Source organism: Flavihumibacter sp. CACIAM 22H1 (assembly GCF_001601815.1).
Classification (GTDB): Bacteria; Bacteroidota; Bacteroidia; order Chitinophagales; family Chitinophagaceae; genus Flavihumibacter.
Map to the genome: position 1 here is coordinate 28,485 of NZ_LUKG01000015.1, position 16,517 is coordinate 45,001.

A 16,517-nucleotide genomic window follows, 5' to 3' on the forward strand; every position below is an offset into this window, starting at 1 on the left:
TCAATTGAGGTAGATAAATTCTTTCAGGTTAAAAAGAGAATGTATATAATCTTTCCAGGCCAGTGCAACCGCATTACCCGAAACACTTGTTCGTTTGTACGTAGTAGTTAGCTGGTTCACAAAGGCTGTTCCTTTTTCCACTTCATCGGTGGTTGCAGCCCGGGCAAAACAGGTCGTATAAAGCCATTGTATTTTTTCGGCAGCAGAACCAGGCATAGCTTTCTGCATTCTTGCCTGCAAACGGGCTGCCTCCTGCACCACAAAGGGATCGTTTAGTAAGATCAGCGATTGGGAGGGCACATTGGTTACATCTCTTTTACCAAAACTGGTAAACGGCAATGGACGATCAAAACTAGACAACATCGGGTCGAGAAAATTCCGACGTACTTCCAGGTAAATAGAACGCCTTCCTGCGCCGTCCAACGGACCAGATTGCGCCGGCTTACCGCGGCCATTCATAAAGGAGGTAATATGTTGCAATACCGGTGGCCCGTACATGGTAGTATCGAGCCGGCCCGAAACCGCCAGCAGGGCATCGCGTATTGCTTCTCCTTCCAGGCGAAGCAGGGGAAAATGCGATAACCAGGTATTAGAAGGATCTTTCTCACGGGCAGCTGCTTCCGGTTTTACCGCCCGCTGAAAAGTTTCCGACAGCATTATTTTCCGAACCATGTATTTGATTGAATAGCCGTTTTTCTGAAACTCAAGAGCCAGGTGATCGAGCAGGGCCGGGTGAGTGGGAAGTTTGCCCTGCAGACCGAAATTATCGACAGTTTCAACGATGCCTTTTCCAAATAAATAGTGCCAGATCCGGTTCACCATTACCCGTGCAGCAAGGGGATTGTTTTTTTCCAGTATGGCATTGGCCAGTTCAAGACGGCCGCTTCCCGGCACATCAAGCCGGACATTTGTTTTTGAAACAGCGGGAAGAAATTGCCGGGTTGCCGGCTCTTTGGATAAATCGAGGTGATTTCCCCGAACAAATACCGGGCTGTTTTTGCCGAAACCATCTGTCACCCCATATATAAACTGGATGGAATCCTTTACTTGTGCGCGCAGGGCCAGTTCTTCATCCAGCAACTGGCTTAGCCGGGCATTGGGTGTACTACCCAATTGGCTTTTGATCCGTTTATTCAGTTCCTGCACAATACGACGGTTCTTTTCAGGAACCGTTTTGGTTGTATTAAATGCAATAGCATAACGCAGATCAACATACGAATCAGGGCGCTGGATAAATACATGGTTTTCATAGGTACCCGGCAGCACTTCGATATAGGCTTTATGCCCCTTCCAAGCCGACACATCAAATAAGTAAGGCGTAAAATCGGTTGAGCTTACCTGTTGTTCCAGGTTGCCGTAAATCGGCTGTTGGATCAGTTGGAAATTATCAATCACAATCCGGATGGAGCTCTGCCGCCCTGCCGCTTCCACCTGAATAAAATTGGTAGACACTATAAAATCCGGCGAGCGCAATGCCCCATATAAACCCACTGCAATTTTCCTGCTGCTGGCCATACCTTCCCGGATACCGATCCATTTTTTAGCCGCTGAAAAAACCGGATCACCGAGGGTAGTGCTTTGTCCGAAGGCCTGTCCATCTGATTTCCAGCCATCCAGGTCAGCGCGGGAAAAATCACCTAATACCAGGGTTCCCTCCTCTCCCGCAACCGGATCAGTGTTCGTTTTTGCAGGTATAATTTCCGAATAGGCGGGCTGCTGTTTTAATTGAACAAGGGCCCATTGCCGAATACTGTCCTGCACCTGTACCAACCGGTCGAGGGCTGCTTTTTTGGCTTCCTGGTTCACTGCATGGTGCGCAAAACGGGTACCTTCCATTACGCCATAAAAGGAATAATAATCTTTGGCACTGATAGGATCAAATTTATGATCATGGCAGCGGGCACAACTGATGGTGAGTCCTAAAAATGCCTTCCCGGTAACATCAATCATATTATCGATCCGGTCGGCTTCATCCTTTCGGATATCCACCGGGCTATGGGTGCCTTCCGTCATCGTAAGAAAAACCGTACCTACTATTGATTCGTTCTGGTTACCCGGTCCTTTTCTTGGCTCAGGCAGCAAGTCGCCTGCCAGCTGTTCTTTCAACAACTGATCATAGGGTATATCCTGGTTAAAAGCACGTACCAGGTAATCGCGGTAGCGCCAGGCTCCCTGGATGGTATAATCGAATTCATGCCCGCGGGTTTCTGCATAGCGCGCAATATCCATCCAATGCCGGGCCCAGCGTTCTCCAAAACGCGGAGAAGCCAGGTAAGCATCTACCATTTTCGGGTAGGCATCATCGTTGGTAGCTGCCAAAAAAGCCGCCTGTTCTTCCTGCGTGGGAGGCAATCCCGTTAATAAAAATGCGGCTCTGCGAAGCAATGATTCCCTGGATGCTTTGGGCGCTGCAGGTAGCTTTTCCCGTTCTAATTCTTTATTGATAAAATAATCGATGGTATTACCGTTAAACCCGGCCAGTTCGGGGGTGGCAACCGGCGGAAGAAATGCCCAGTGCGGATCGTATTTAGCGCCCTGGTCGATCCATTTTTCCAACAAGGCCATTTCCCGTTCCGTAAGCCGGAGATTGGATTCGGGAGTAGGCATTACCATGTCCGGGTCCTTATGATAGATGCGCTCCACCAGTAAAGACGAAGCGGCATGACCGGGATCAATGGCTTTTCCGCCATCTTTTAATAAAGCGGTAGCGCCTTCATACGTATCGAGTCGAAGATTTGCTTTCCGGCTGCTTTCATCCGGCCCATGGCAGAGATAACATTTCTGTACCAGTATCGGACGTACATGGTAATTAAAATCGACCGTATCGGGCAGGTCGGCTAGGCTGTCGGTTCCGCATCGGCTGAATACAAACAAGCCCAACACCAGAGACCCAAAAACAACCCCCATTTTAGCTGGCAAAATGCGTAGGCTCATGACTGCAATTCATTAGGTCTCTAATTTAATGCTATATTCCCAGAGAGGAAATGCCCAGCGTCAGGAATGCGGTCCTTTTGCGCATTCTGTTGTAAAATTTCCGCGATTATACCCTCAGCGTCCTGGCCCTGGCCGTTGTTTCCCAGCTTCCTGCCACTTGCTGATCAATAATAGTAATGGCTTTTTCATACAAGGCTACTGTTGGACAAATATGATAAGGAAGTCCTACCAAGAGGTCGGCGATCTGCAGTGATGCACAGGCTTCGCCGGTAAAGAAGAAATGCTCCTCACTATGCCCGGCGGGTAATAAGCCGGCTGCATTTAACCATTCTACCCGTTTATCCAACCCGTTTTCGGAGGCAATAGATTTATGCCCCAGATCCAGGGTAACCCGGTTGGGGGCGGGTTTAGATACTACGCGGCTTAGTACCAGTGCTGCCGGTACAAAAGGAGTATCCGCCAATTTTGTAGAATAAGATGCATCCCAGTACACAAAAGTACCCGGACTGCAAACCAGCGCTGGATGTTTAGCCAGGAAGGGAAAACTGGGCATTCCGCCGGCAATTATCTCTACCGCCGCGCAACCCCTTGCCAGCAGGGTTTCACGCATTGCCAATACCGGGGCAAAAGCAGCTTCCACCCGTTGTTGCCGCAGGATGGGGTCGGCATCCGCAATATGCCCGTCATAGGCATGCAAGCCCTTTAGGGCCAGCCCTGGTTGCTGGTACAGTTCCAGGTAAAATTCCAGTGCTTCCTGGTCGGGTCGAATCCCGGTTCTGTGCATGCCTACATCCAGATCGAGGTACACACCGAGCGAAATGCCGCGTTCCCTGGCCTGCTGAAGCAGTGCCCCGGCAGCCTCCCGGTTATCAACCAGGCAGGAAAATTCCGTGGCCGGATAATTTTCAAGGAGTTGCAGCAGGCGATCTGTTTTAGGCCCCACGGGCTGATAGGCCAGTAATACATCCGGTGCGCCTTCTTGGGCCAGCATTTCTGCTTCGGCAATGGTGGAGCATTTAAACTGCCGGATCCCCGACGCCAGCAGCAACCGGGTTAAGTCGGCCGATTTATGGGTTTTGACATGGGGACGGAGCCGTTCGGGCCTGCCTACCAGGGCCAGGGCTGTGTCAATATTTTGCTGAACCCGTTGGGGGTAAACCAGCAGCGCCGGGGTATCCAGCAAGTCCATTCCTTCAAATACAAACCAGTCGGGGGAATTTTTCATACCAGCCTAAGTTACATCATGGGTCTATTGCTGCGGAACCTCATTCGTCGAAATCCAGAAAAAATTAAGTCTACAAATTTGGTAGAATAAAATTTATGATTAGTTTTGTATTGTCTATAGGTTTTATAGACATTATAATTCCAAACCAGATATATTAGTCTATCTAATTGATAGTGTATTTATTATACATTATCAAAAGGGGAAAAGTATGTCACCCATAAACCATCGCAAACCACTGATATGAAGCGTATTATTCCAATTGTAGTTTTTGTATTGCTGGCTGGTATCAGCCAGGCGCAAACCAGCCTAACTGGTTTTATTAAGGACGATAAAGGACAGGCAGTGGAAGCTGCCACCATTAAGGTAAAAGGCAGTGTGGGAAGCACTGTGGCGGATTCCAAAGGAAAATTTCAGTTAACCACCCCCAGGAATCTTCCCTTCACCTTGCAGATCAGTTCTGCCGGTTACACACCGAGTGAAATTGAACTAACCCAGTTAAGAGATTCGGTCTTAACGATCATACTGGTTGAAAGCACGCAGTTATCCGAGGTGGTTATTACCTCACGTCGCCGGGTAGAAACGGCGCAGGATGTACCCATTCCTATTTCGGTATTGGGAGGAGCACAGGTAGAGGATGCCGGTGCCTTCAACGTAAATCGCCTTAAGGAGTTGGTTCCGACGGTACAGTTATATTCATCTAACCCGCGGAACACCACCTTAAATATCCGGGGTATTGGCTCCACCTTTGGATTAACCAACGATGGTATTGATCCGGGCGTAGGTTTTTATGTAGACGGTGTGTATTATGCCCGCCCGGCAGCCACCACCCTTGATTTCATTGATATTGAACAGGTGGAAGTACTGAGAGGCCCACAGGGAACCCTGTTTGGCAAAAACACCACCGCCGGTGCCTTTAACATTACCACCCGGGCACCCAAGTTTAAGCCAGGCGCCAACTTTGAGGTGAGTTATGGCAATTACGGTTTTGTACAGGCAAAAGCGTCCATTACCGGGGGTATTACAAAAAAGCTAGCTGGTCGTATTTCCTTTTCCGGAACACAGCGGAATGGTTTACTGGAGAATGTGGCAACCGGAAAATCAGTGAATGATCTGAATAATATAGGCGTACGCGGACAATTGCTTTACACCCCTACCGATAAAGTTAAAATAACATTTATAGGGGACATAACCGATCAAAAGCCAGACGGCTACGCCCAGGTTATTGCCGGGGTAGTACAAACCCAACGGCCAGGATACCGCCAGTTTGACTCCATTATTGCAGACCTGGGTTACCAATTACCATCGCGGAATCCCTTTGATCGCAAAATTGATCACAATACCACCTGGAAATCAGGCAACCAACTGGGCGGCGCTTCCGTAAATATTGATGCCAAAATTGGCGGGGGTACCCTTACCTCTACTACGGCCTGGAGGTACTGGAACTGGGATCCCTCCAACGACCGCGACTTTACAGGCCTGCCTGTATTAACCTTATCGCAGGCCACTTCCAAACACCAGCAATGGACGCAGGAGATCAGGTATGCAGGTGATTTTTCAAGCCGGCTTAGCGGGGTTGCAGGGGTCTTCCTGATTGGGCAGGATCTTAAAACAGATCCTTATCATATTGAAGAATCAGGCGCTGCTCAGTGGCGTTTTTCGAAAAGCAGCACCAGTTCCTTATGGGAAACACCGGGCCTGTTTGAAGGGTATGGTATCCGTACCAAATCAAGGCTGAAAACCTTTGGCGCAGCCGTCTTTGGCCAGTTAGACTGGGCAATCACTGATAAACTGCATGTATTACCAGGTATCCGTTATAACTATGACAAGAAGCAGGTAGATTTTGACCGGAAGACCTACGGAGGACTGCAAACTGAAGACCCGGCGCTGCTGGCTCTTAAAAGAGCAGTTTACACCGACCAGGCATTTAGTGCCGATGTAGACGAAAGTAATTTTTCGGGGCAACTAACGGTTTCGTATAAGGTACGGAAGGATATTAATGCCTTTGCCACCTATTCACTCAGTTATAAACCCGTTGGCGTAAACCTGGGAGGATTACCCACGGCTAACGGCGAAGTACTGACAGACCTGGCACGTATCAAACCAGAAGGGGTTACCCATTATGAAATCGGCGTTAAAACCACTCCCAGCAGAAACTTCATTTTTAACCTGGTACTTCACCAAACCGACATAAAAGACTACCAAACCCAGGTTCAAACAGCCGAAGTGGGCGTAAACCGGGGTTACCTGGCCAATGCGGAAAAAGTTCGGGTAAAAGGCATTGAGTCAGATGCCAATTATAAAATAAACGATCATATTACGTTATACGGTAACCTGGCATATACTGAAGGAAAATACCTTTCTTTCACCAATGCCCCGGTACCCCTTGAAGAAACAGGCGCAAGCACTTCGTTTAAAGACGTATCAAAAGGAGACCTGCCGGGCATTTCCAAATGGGCGGGTTCTATCGGGGGAGAAATTCAGTCAAAACTGAAAAAGGCCTTTACCAAGGAAGGTCGCTATTTCCTGGCCCTGGATAATTATTTCAGATCCGGATTTTCTTCCAGTCCCTCTCCTTCCAAATACCTGAATGTACCGGGTTATGCACTGTTCAATGGCCGGGTGGGCTTTCGTTCAAAAGAAGGCATCAGTGTATTCCTCTGGGGACGTAACCTGCTGAATAAAAATTACTTTGAGCAACTACTACCTGCCGCCGGAAATGCCGGACAGTATGCCGCAGTATTGGGCGACCAGCGCACCTATGGAATAACGCTGCGTTATAACCTGTAAAAAATTTATTCTTTAAACAAAAAAACTACCGGTGCTACCGGTAGTTTTTTTATTTCCTCTTATGAAACAGCAATCGTTCATATTGCTCTTGCAGCGTACCATAAAAGCGGATAAGGAGAAAGCAATTTCCAATAAGTAAAAGAAAAACTAAGAACGAGTTGTAAATAAAAAACAGCCAACCTGCAAGTATAACAATTCGTACAGCTTCCAGATGAAAAATCCAGGTCTTCTTCTCAAGTATTGCTCCGGATATAATCAAACTTACCAATAGTGCTATCCCTGCAAACCAAAAACTAAGGTGGTTAAAATGGCGGTGAAATCCGGCTAATATGAAAACGAGCAATACTGATACAAGTGTTTGAAAAACTACATATCTTTTTAAAAAATAAGAAGCCTTGAATTGTTGGTTCCTTTTTAATAAACGTCTTTCCAATATTGTCCTGTTTACAGGATCAAGCATGGCTGGCGTACCAAATAGTATTCGTATTTTTTCACGGCCATTGTTTGCTCGTTTCCAGGCCAACGCAATTTCCAGAAAATAATGAAAATGTTGCCATAAAAAACTGTGGCTATTCAACGGTTTTGTTAAGCCATAAACCGGCTTCTCTCCTTCTTTTGCAAACGTGCCAAACAGTTTATCCCAGATGATGAAAATATCACTGTAATTTTTATCAAGGTAACAGGGATTGCTGCTGTGGTGTACCCGGTGATGGGAAGGCGTTACCAATATATGTTCCAACCAACCTAAGTTGCCGATCGTTTCCGTATGCGTAAAAAACGGATAAGCACCGTGCACCAGAAGAATTGTTGTTACCATCTCCGGAGGAAAGCCCAGTACCGGCAAAAAAGACCAGAATATAGAGCGAAAACCCGCCTGCAATACAGTAATCCTGGCGGCTACTGAAAAGTTAAATTCATCACTCTGGTGATGTACAACATGCGCTGCCCAGAAAATGTTAACAGTATGGCCTAACCGATGATACCAGTACCACAGCAAATCGGTAAGCAGTAATAAACCAATCCACCAATACCAGGTAGACGTAATTGTAAACAAGGCAAAATTTTCATATAACCATACAAACAGGCCATGGAACAAACCCGTGGTGCAGATATCAAAAAACCGTTCTGCGATGCCCACATTGACATTTGCAACAGCCTCTTCAAATGCTGGTTTTATGCCAGCAGATTGCTTTTTTAAATACCAGCCTTCGATTATAATAAATGCTCCAAATATTGGAATAGCTAAAGCAATAAGATCCATGAATTTTATTTATTCTTTTTTTAATTTATTTAGTCTACTTAATAAGTAGACTTATTATCTTTGATAAAACAATTCCATGAAATATATTAATGTACCCGGCCTTTACAACTCAGGGCCAGAGCACTGGCAAACAAAATGGGAAGAAACCTATCCAACTGATTTTATTAGAGTTCAACAAGACAACTGGAATTCCGCGACCAAAGAAAAATGGGTACATAATCTTCAAGCAGCAATTGCAACTGTTAAAGAGCCCATGATACTTATTGGGCATAGTCTTGGAGCTATTACCATTCGTCATTGGCTGGAAGAATTTAAAAATCCATTGATAAGAGCCGTTTTACTGGTAGCTCCTGCTGATGTAGAATGTACGGCTTTAAAAGCTGTGTCCTCCTTCGCACCTATTCCCAAATCCACTATTCAGGTAAGAGGGTTTGTGGTGGCAAGTACTAATGACCCCTACGTAGCAATCGAAAGAACAGCCACCTGGGCAGCTTATTGGGGCAGCCGATTCATCAGCGTTGGAAACAAAGGACATATTAATGCATTATCCGGCATAGGTTATTGGGAAGAGGGATGGAACCTGTTGCAGGAATTAAAAAAACCAGAACTGATCAGCGCTGGCTGATCAGTTTAAAAAGCGCATCCTGCAGCCAATCAATTTCCTCCTTTGTATTGTAAAAAGCAAGCGATGGACGTACAGTTGTTTCCTGTCCAAAACGTCGAAGAATAGGTTGTGCGCAATGGTGCCCGGTTCTTACTGCAATTCCATGCTCATCAAGGTGTTTGCCAACTGATTCATTGCTGAAATCTGCAAGTGTGAAAGAAAGTACGCTGGCTTTATCTGCAGCTTTTCCAATTATTTCTAACCCAGGCACCTGTTTCAACTTTTCTGTGGCGTAGAGCAACAGTTGATGTTCATAAGCTGCAATGGAATGCATTCCAATAGTACGCAAAAATTCGAGCGCCGCACCAAGCCCTACAGCATCTGCAATATTTCCGGTACCAGCCTCAAATCGGGCATGTCCATTCTGATAGGTTGTATTATCAAAACGTACATCCCGGATCATGTTACCTCCCCCCTGCCAGGCAGGTAATTCGTCTAGAGTATCATTTTGGATATACAATACCCCGATCCCTGTTGGACCAAATACTTTATGCCCGGAGAAAACAAAAAAATCAGGCTTCAATTCCTGCAAATCTATTGGCATATGTGATACCGACTGCGCACCATCCAACAACACTTTTGCACCAGCTGCATGAGCCCATTGAATCATCTTTTTTGCAGGTGTAATAGTACCCAAAGCATTGCTAACCTGAACAAAACTAACAAGCTTTACTTTCGAAGTGAGCAAATTTTTATAGGCCTCCATATCTATTTGCCCAGAATCATCCACCGGAATCACCACCAACTCAATGCCGATTCGTTCCCTGAGTTGTTGCCATGGAACAATATTTGCATGATGCTCAAGGTTACTGATCAATACCTGGTCTCCACTTTTAAGATAACCTGCACCAAGTGTATATGCTACCAGATTGATGCCCTCTGTAGTTCCACGAACAAAAACAATTTCATTTGATGATCCGGCATTTATAAAGGAACGAACAGATTCCCTTGCAGATTCATAGGCATCCGTTGCCCTTGCGGCGAGCTGATGGGCGGCACGATGAATATTGGAGTTTTCCTTTCTGTAAAACTGACTAATCCTTTCAATTACACAACTCGGCTTTTGGGTAGTAGCTGCATTATCCAGCCAAACCAGGGGTCTTCCGTTTACATATTCCTGTAAAATCGGAAATTCTTTTCTTAGAACGTCAACGGGAAAATTTCCCATTTCCGGAAGCTGCGCAACAGGTCGGTCCTTTAAAAAATAATAGTCCTGGTGATATTGCATATAATCAAATATGGGCAACTGACTTAACGTACTAAGTTTAGCAAGATCAGTTGCTCCACTGCCTCCAGACGGAAAATGCGGATCGGGTAAAGCTGTTTGAGGTGCTTTCATGTTAACCACATTACCCGTATCCGGTAAGCGAATTCCACTGGGTGATGTTCCCACTGAGGCTCTTGATTGGCCAAATAAATAATTAGCCAGTTGTTGCAGGCGAAATTCTTCCGCTTGCAGGTTATCAATGTTTATATTCATGGTATTTTCCTATTTCAACATTATCTAGTACAGCAATTGCATCATCAACCAATACAGCAAGTGAGCAGTAAAGCGATATCAGATAAGAAGCAATGGCTCTGTCATTAATACCCATAAACCGTACACTTAAGCCGGGTGATTGTTCCCCTGGAAGACCGGGCTGATACAAGCCTACCACACCCTGACGGCTTTCCCCGGTACGTATCAAAATGATTTTTGACGTACCATTTACTATGGGTAATTTATCCGACGGAATTAAAGGAATTCCACGCCATGTTAAAAAAGGAGAGCCAAAAAGCTGGATGGTTGGAGGTGGAACACCCCGTCTCGTACATTCCCGTCCAAATGCAGCAATTGCCAAAGGATGAAGAAGAAAAAAACCCGGCTCTTTCCATACCCTGGTAATTAGTTCATCCAAATCATCGGGAGTAGGCGCTCCTGTTCGCGTAGAAATTATCTGCGAAGGTGCTACGCTATTCAGCAAACCATACTCTTTATTATTAATGAGTTCACTTTCCTGCCGTTCTTTAATTGTCTCAATCGTTAGACGTAATTGTTCCCCTATCTGATTATAAGGCTTACTATAAAGATCAGAAACTCTGGTATGGACCTCAACAACTGTAGTTACAGCGCTAAGGTTATACTCTCTTGGATTCTCTACATAATCAACAAAAGTCTGGGGAAGCACCCGTTCATCCCGTGAAGAGCAATCAACCCGAACTGAGTTGGCATCTTTCACTTTATTGAGTCGGTATACACCAGATTCCACGGGAACCCATTGTAGTAACTGGGTTAACCAACGAGGACTTATTGTTATCATTTGGGGAACGGTTCTTGTTGCAATTGCCAATTGTCTGGCGGCAACATCTCCTAACGAAGTTTGTTGAAGAATGGGATCGGTGGCTGACATAAATTATACTTTACAATTAAAAAGGGAAGCAACGAGCGGATTCGAACCGCTGTAAAAGGTTTTGCAGACCTCCACCTAACCACTCGGCCACGTTGCTTTACATATGTGTGTTCTACTGTTTTAGTTGAGCAAAAAATGAAGAATACCGATTAATCCTAACAACACCATCAGCCAGGAAGGAAATAACCTGAGGCGGTCAGACTGAAGCCAGGCTTTCCGCTGAATTCGTTCCGCGGTGTTCGCTACCACCAATAGAAGGCTGATAACTCCCAATGACACACCGATCAGAAAAAATTGTACCTCTATCCAGGTATCCAGGTGAATCCAACCCATCGATTTCAGGTAGGCAATTATCCCTATCCAGAAAGGCATTGCCAGGGGATTCAGAAATCCTAATACCAGGCCTTTCCGAAAGCCCCCGGTTTTAACTACTGCAGTTTTTTCAGCTTTTTTTGCGGGCAACAAAGCCGCCAATCCCAATACCAGCAATACAATAGCCGCCAATAGTTTAAACCAGCTGAATAAACCGATTTGCCGGTTGATCAAGGCTTCAAAATAAATGGCCAGCCCGGCATAAAAATACTCCACCAAGCCTGCTGCCAGGGCCATTCGCCGGCCTTTACTAGCGGCACCTTCCAATCCGGCCTGCAGTACCGACAAATTGATGGTACCCGGTGTCAGCGAACCCGCAACACTGCAGAAAAATGATAGTATAAAATTCATTTTGTCAGAATAGGTAATCCGGATGAACGCCAGCTTTCAATACCTCCTTTCAGTTCAACCACCTCTTTAAATCCCTGTTTCAGGAACCAGTCGGCTGCTTTGGCACTGCGGCCGCCCGATTTACAATACAGGTATACTGGTTTATTTTGTTGCAGTTGCTGCGCACCCGCTTTAAAAGCCACCGAATCTTTCCAATTTAGTAGCAAGGCCCCTTCGATATACCCCGTCTTAAATTCTTCCGGCGTTCGCAGATCCACCAGCTGTACCTGCGGCTCCTTAGCCTGCTTTTCAAATGCTGCTGGCGCCAACTGCAGGGGCTTTTTTTCAACCTGCCTGCAACCAATAAATACCAGCATTGAACAGAGTGTTAGTATTTTTTTCATAGTACGTATTATTGAGTGAATGATTGAAGCGCAAACGCATCCTTGGTTCTGTCTAATACTACATAAATCGAATCCCTGGTTCCATATGAACCACGAAGCAGGAGCCGGTCAGCCGTAGGCCGCTCATAATGCCAGGTGTATAACGGTTTGTCCTTTTTTTCCGTTTCCTGTTTTTTGGCAGCAGCAGCGCCCCGCGAGCGGTTTCTACCATCGCGCTGCTTGTTCTTATCAAAAAGGGTGAGGGTTTGGTGCACCGAGTCAATTGTATAATACAGGAATCGTTTACCTCCGCCAATGCCCGCTAATTCATAGGTACGATCAATATCCTTTTCATTAGGCGTACCATTGGCCAGCGAAATTGGAAAAGGTTTATTGACTTTATAAACAAGCGTACTCCAGTTCTCCAGCATTACCTGTTGCCAGCGAACAGAATCCTGCGGATCATACGGTAAGAGCTGGTTATTTAACCGGAATTCGGTTACCGTGTACAGGCCTTTGGCATTGGCCAGTCCGGGACTTATCGGCTCCTTCAGATACCCCTCTTTATAATGCACCTGGTAACGCAAGGCCCCATATACCACGGTAAACAATAACACGATCCCTACTTTTACCGTCAGCAGTATCTTTTTTACAGGGGGAGAATAAACCGGCAGATAATCGGCAGGCGTTACCTCCTGCTTCAAGACATATAATTTCCACAGTTCAACCAGGTAGGGAATTAGCAGGATCAATGCAAATAATACAAAAAAAGAACTGTAAACATGTACTCCTCCGTCATACGCAAAATTTGCATGGGCTATATTAAACAGTACACCTGCATTGAGCAATGCGCCCAAAAAAACAGTAGGTCGGAAAAACAGCAATACACCTGCTATTACTTCCACCCAGCCTAATAAAACCTGGTACCAGGTTGAAATACCAATATGCTGCCAGTAAATTTTATAGGTATTGTATTCGCCGAAATCGGTCGCCAGGTTAGATATTCCGGGAAACGGCATTTGCATCGGGTATACTTTCAAAAAACCAAATGCTATAATACCCAACGCTATTCGGTAGCGGATCAATACTTTGGTCCAGTAATAAATAGCGGCATAATTTATTTTGGGCAACCAGCGTGCAACCAGGGTCCAGATAAGTGCTCCGCCCAGGGCAATCAATGCCACTATGCCCCAACTGGCATAGCCCGCTAATCCCCAGCGTCCGCTTTCGGATTGAATCTCTACCAGGTTGGGCCTGTATCCGGCAATTGCCGACAGGTACCAAAAAAAGGAGCGTGATTCTGTAAGCCGCTGGTACCACTCCCATTCAAAGGGCACCACAAATAGTAACACAAACAGGAAAAGCCAGCGGATCCCAAATTTCTTAAATACAGTAGCTGGCTGATCTACCAGCTTGGATGGGTCATATTTGCCATAACCGGGTAAACTAAGAGAATTCAACAACATAGAATGGTCGTTTATCAGTTGATTACAATAGGTTTTCTTCTCCCTTTGTACAAGAGGTATTGCTTGTTAATTTTTTCAAGTGTAATAGCCAGGGGGTTTCCATCGGGTCCCGATCCGTTCAAAACCACTTTACCAGCATCCGGCCGTGATAATTTAAACGTATAGGCCGGTTCCCGCGTAACCAGGTCCAGCAAGCGGATAGAATCCTCGGCAACGGTGTAAGAATAAAAACGACGGTCGGCATTGCCGGCTGCGAGGTAGAGATCGGGCTGCCTTTTTTCCCAAACTGCTGCTGGCGTATTTTCATAAAAAGTTTCGGGATGGTTTTTTCGAATACTCAGTAATGGACCCTGCTCAAACACCAGGTCTTTCCAACGGGTACTATCGGTGAGGGAAGGCGGATAATCCTTTCCAGCCAATTGAAATGTGCTGACCTGGTAATATCCTGCGATGCCGTTAAAATATTCAAACCGGGTATACGGCCAATAGGCTGCGTCGGTTCCAAATGCAGCCAGGGAAACAAATACCAGGGCCGTTAGAACATACAACACGATACCTGTTTTCCGGATAGATTCCAGCACCGGACTGCTTTGCTTTTCCGGTACAGCTGCAATGGTTTTTCTGCGAAGAACTAATAAGGAATAAAGCCTGGGTAGTTCAGGTAGTAATAGTGTCAGTGCCAGCAAAAAAAGAAAACTGGCCTGCAAATGATCTCCAATCGAATAGGCAAAATTTGCCAACACCACATTGCTTAAGATAAACAGGAGAAGAATTAAGCCCGCTACCATAGTGCGTTTCCATAGCAATAACAGGGCACCCAAAACCAGCAAAAAACCAATGGTTTGGCTATACCCGGCAGCAGCAACAGCCGACGAGAGAAAGTAAATTTTCCAGGGCGCCAACTGACCGTATTGGGAATGCAGATCACTTAGTGCAGGTTGCGGAAAATATAAGGACAACAATAAAAGCACACCATAAAACAAGCCGCCAATGGATAAACGGATCCGCAAAAAATCGTACAACAGTTGATAAAAGGAGGCAGCAGTTGCTGCCCCTTTTTCCCGTTTTTGCCACAAATAGGCAATTAAAAATGCAACCAGCAGGGTAAGGATCCAACCTATATAAGTTTCCTTTCCGGCAGTACCGAATGATACAATGCCCGGACGATGATGCAGGAGTTGAAACAGATCCATAAAATTCAGTTGACTGAATTTTATGGAAAACAAATACCTGTAATACGATTCGTTGAAAGGAAGCGATAACAGGGTACCGAAAATAAGCAAGGTCCTGAAATACAAAGAGGTGAAAGTAGCTGACATAGCTGTTTATTGATACGTTAGGGATTATTCGCCGTACCCGGGATTTTGTACTAACTGCGGATCAACCAGTAATTCCCGGAAAGGAAGGGGCAGCACTAATTTATTGGGATCCGTTATACCCAATACTGCAGCCGCGCGGTTCGTACGTACCAGGTCATACCAACGGTGGTTTTCAAGTGCAAACTCCAGCCTGCGTTCCTGTTCAATAGCCAGTAACAACTCGTTCTTATCAGCGGTTTCTTCCAGGAGCGGAATACCTGCACGGGACCTTATTTTATTGAGATCGGTAAGTGCTGTTTCGAGTTTATCCTGGTTAGCCCTGGCTTCTGCCCGATTCAACAGTACTTCCGCAACCCGAATCAGGAAAGCCGGATCTGTACGATCTGCCCGGTAGTATAGGTTCCCGAACCAGTTATCAACGCCGCTTATTACCTGTTTTTGCAAAAGGCTGCTCCGGTTGCCTCCGCGACCAGGGTCATTGAGTAATTGCACTAGTTGGTCGGTAGGGCGGATCCAACCTACTCCTCCCTTGGTGGTGGGTAACCACTGAGAAGCCTGGTTATTCGTAACTGCGGTGCTGTAATACAATTCCAAAACAGACTCACTGGTATTGGAACTATTATTGGCGAAAAAATTCTGGTAAGGTTGCACCAGTGCATAATTGGCAACATCGTCCAATAATTGGGAGGCATAGGTTTCTGCCAATGCCCATTCCTGCCGGTACAGATGAACCCGGGAACGAAGGGCCCACACCGTTTTACGGGTAGCACGTATCCGGTTGGTTGTGGCCGGCAAAAGACCTTCCGCCGTTTCCAGGTCACTTATTACCTGTTGATAGGTTTCTTCCAATGTACTCCGAGACAGGCTGGGGCGTTCACTGGCCGATTTGGTAGGCTCCAGTACTAATTGCACACCGCCCCAGGTTCTTGCCAGGTCAAAATAACTGATTGCCCGGATAAAATAGGCCTCTCCCACCAACTGGTCTTTTACCGCTTGCGTAAGGGTTGAAGTACTAGTAAGAGCTGGCACTTTTTCAATTACATGATTGGCCCGGTTAATTGTATTATAAATCGCCGACCAGGCCGTGGATAAAGCAGATAAATCCGCTTTTACATCATGGTTCGTAAGTTGGTTGTTGACGGTTTGCGAACCGGTATACTGTATATTATCGCCCGAGAAAAAACCCAGGGTTTGAAACGTGTAACCATAATAACCGTTGGAGGCAAGCTGGTTATACACCCCTCTTACTGCCGTTCGGGCCGAATTTTCATCAACAATGGTAATATCATCCGACGTAAATTCAACCGGATCAACTTCCAGGATTTTTTTGCAGGAGCTGAATTGAACTACTGCCAGTATACTTATAGGTACAATAATTTTTTTCAT

At 45.9% G+C, this 16,517-nt stretch carries 12 protein-coding genes and 1 tRNA gene; 2 read left to right on the forward strand and 11 right to left on the reverse strand.

The window, feature by feature from the left end; translation table 11 throughout:
* Both A1D16_RS06580 and A1D16_RS06585 read right to left on the reverse strand, forming a co-directional pair.
* Positions 1-2,934 (reverse strand): PSD1 and planctomycete cytochrome C domain-containing protein, encoded by a 2,934-nt coding sequence (locus A1D16_RS06580; protein ID WP_290708519.1) that lies wholly within the window; start codon positions 2,932-2,934, stop codon positions 1-3.
* Positions 2,935-3,040: 106 nt separating this feature from the next.
* Positions 3,041-4,159 (reverse strand): D-TA family PLP-dependent enzyme, encoded by a 1,119-nt coding sequence (locus A1D16_RS06585; protein ID WP_290708521.1) that lies wholly within the window; start codon positions 4,157-4,159, stop codon positions 3,041-3,043.
* 240 nt (positions 4,160-4,399) lie between these two features.
* Between A1D16_RS06585 and A1D16_RS06590 the strand changes: the two genes are divergently transcribed.
* Entirely contained in the window at positions 4,400-6,946 is a 2,547-nt protein-coding gene (locus A1D16_RS06590; protein ID WP_290708523.1) for a TonB-dependent receptor, read from the forward strand.
* Between the two features lie 49 nt (positions 6,947-6,995).
* Here A1D16_RS06590 and A1D16_RS06595 read toward each other — a convergent pair whose 3' ends face one another.
* Positions 6,996-8,207 carry a sterol desaturase family protein gene (locus tag A1D16_RS06595; RefSeq protein WP_290708525.1) on the reverse strand — a complete coding sequence of 404 codons (1,212 nt, stop codon included), beginning with the start codon at positions 8,205-8,207 and terminating at the stop codon, positions 6,996-6,998.
* A 76-nt stretch (positions 8,208-8,283) separates the two neighbouring features.
* On the opposite strand from A1D16_RS06595, the gene A1D16_RS06600 reads away from it, so the two are divergent.
* On the forward strand, positions 8,284-8,832 hold the full coding sequence (locus A1D16_RS06600; RefSeq protein ID WP_290708527.1) for an alpha/beta hydrolase: 549 nt from the start codon (positions 8,284-8,286) through the stop codon (positions 8,830-8,832).
* Here A1D16_RS06600 and A1D16_RS06605 read toward each other — a convergent pair.
* From A1D16_RS06605 to A1D16_RS06640, 8 genes are all read right to left on the reverse strand, one after another.
* Positions 8,819-10,351 carry a cysteine desulfurase gene (locus A1D16_RS06605; protein ID WP_290708529.1) on the reverse strand — a complete coding sequence of 511 codons (1,533 nt, stop codon included), beginning with the start codon at positions 10,349-10,351 and terminating at the stop codon, positions 8,819-8,821. The genes A1D16_RS06600 and A1D16_RS06605 overlap by 14 nt on opposite strands.
* Positions 10,335-11,261, reverse strand: a complete 927-nt coding sequence (locus A1D16_RS06610) for a family 2A encapsulin nanocompartment shell protein (protein WP_290708531.1) — start codon at positions 11,259-11,261, stop codon at positions 10,335-10,337. Before A1D16_RS06610 ends, A1D16_RS06605 begins: the two co-directional genes overlap by 17 nt.
* Positions 11,262-11,287: 26 nt before the next feature.
* A tRNA-Cys gene (locus A1D16_RS06615) sits at positions 11,288-11,358 on the reverse strand.
* Positions 11,359-11,381: 23 nt separating this feature from the next.
* Positions 11,382-11,984, reverse strand: coding sequence for a LysE family transporter (locus A1D16_RS06620; protein WP_290708533.1), 603 nt, complete (start codon positions 11,982-11,984; stop codon positions 11,382-11,384).
* Positions 11,981-12,367, reverse strand: a complete 387-nt coding sequence (locus tag A1D16_RS06625) for a rhodanese-like domain-containing protein (protein ID WP_290708535.1) — start codon at positions 12,365-12,367, stop codon at positions 11,981-11,983. The genes A1D16_RS06620 and A1D16_RS06625 overlap by 4 nt, the downstream gene beginning before the upstream one ends.
* Positions 12,368-12,375: 8 nt before the next feature.
* Positions 12,376-13,812: a hypothetical protein gene (locus tag A1D16_RS06630; RefSeq protein WP_290708537.1), complete on the reverse strand. Its 1,437-nt coding sequence runs from the start codon at positions 13,810-13,812 to the stop codon at positions 12,376-12,378.
* Between the two features lie 14 nt (positions 13,813-13,826).
* Positions 13,827-15,131 carry a hypothetical protein gene (locus A1D16_RS06635; protein WP_290708539.1) on the reverse strand — a complete coding sequence of 435 codons (1,305 nt, stop codon included), beginning with the start codon at positions 15,129-15,131 and terminating at the stop codon, positions 13,827-13,829.
* A gap of 24 nt (positions 15,132-15,155) precedes the next feature.
* Positions 15,156-16,517, reverse strand: a complete 1,362-nt coding sequence (locus A1D16_RS06640; protein ID WP_290708541.1) for a RagB/SusD family nutrient uptake outer membrane protein — start codon at positions 16,515-16,517, stop codon at positions 15,156-15,158.

Excerpts from the sequence above, each read along its gene's own strand:
- A1D16_RS06625 (WP_290708535.1), bottom strand. The coding sequence starts at position 12,367 with ATGAAAAAAATACTAACACTCTGTTCAATGCTGGTATTTATTGGTTGC.
- A1D16_RS06590 (WP_290708523.1), top strand. The coding sequence starts at position 4,400 with ATGAAGCGTATTATTCCAATTGTAGTTTTTGTATTGCTGGCTGGTATC.
- A1D16_RS06640 (WP_290708541.1), bottom strand. The coding sequence starts at position 16,517 with ATGAAAAAAATTATTGTACCTATAAGTATACTGGCAGTAGTTCAATTC.
- A1D16_RS06580 (WP_290708519.1), bottom strand. The coding sequence starts at position 2,934 with ATGAGCCTACGCATTTTGCCAGCTAAAATGGGGGTTGTTTTTGGGTCT.
- A1D16_RS06610 (WP_290708531.1), bottom strand. The coding sequence starts at position 11,261 with ATGTCAGCCACCGATCCCATTCTTCAACAAACTTCGTTAGGAGATGTT.
- A1D16_RS06585 (WP_290708521.1), bottom strand. The coding sequence starts at position 4,159 with ATGAAAAATTCCCCCGACTGGTTTGTATTTGAAGGAATGGACTTGCTG.
- A1D16_RS06630 (WP_290708537.1), bottom strand. The coding sequence starts at position 13,812 with ATGTTGTTGAATTCTCTTAGTTTACCCGGTTATGGCAAATATGACCCA.
- A1D16_RS06600 (WP_290708527.1), top strand. The coding sequence starts at position 8,284 with ATGAAATATATTAATGTACCCGGCCTTTACAACTCAGGGCCAGAGCAC.
- A1D16_RS06620 (WP_290708533.1), bottom strand. The coding sequence starts at position 11,984 with ATGAATTTTATACTATCATTTTTCTGCAGTGTTGCGGGTTCGCTGACA.
- A1D16_RS06595 (WP_290708525.1), bottom strand. The coding sequence starts at position 8,207 with ATGGATCTTATTGCTTTAGCTATTCCAATATTTGGAGCATTTATTATA.
- A1D16_RS06635 (WP_290708539.1), bottom strand. The coding sequence starts at position 15,131 with ATGTCAGCTACTTTCACCTCTTTGTATTTCAGGACCTTGCTTATTTTC.
- A1D16_RS06605 (WP_290708529.1), bottom strand. The coding sequence starts at position 10,351 with ATGAATATAAACATTGATAACCTGCAAGCGGAAGAATTTCGCCTGCAA.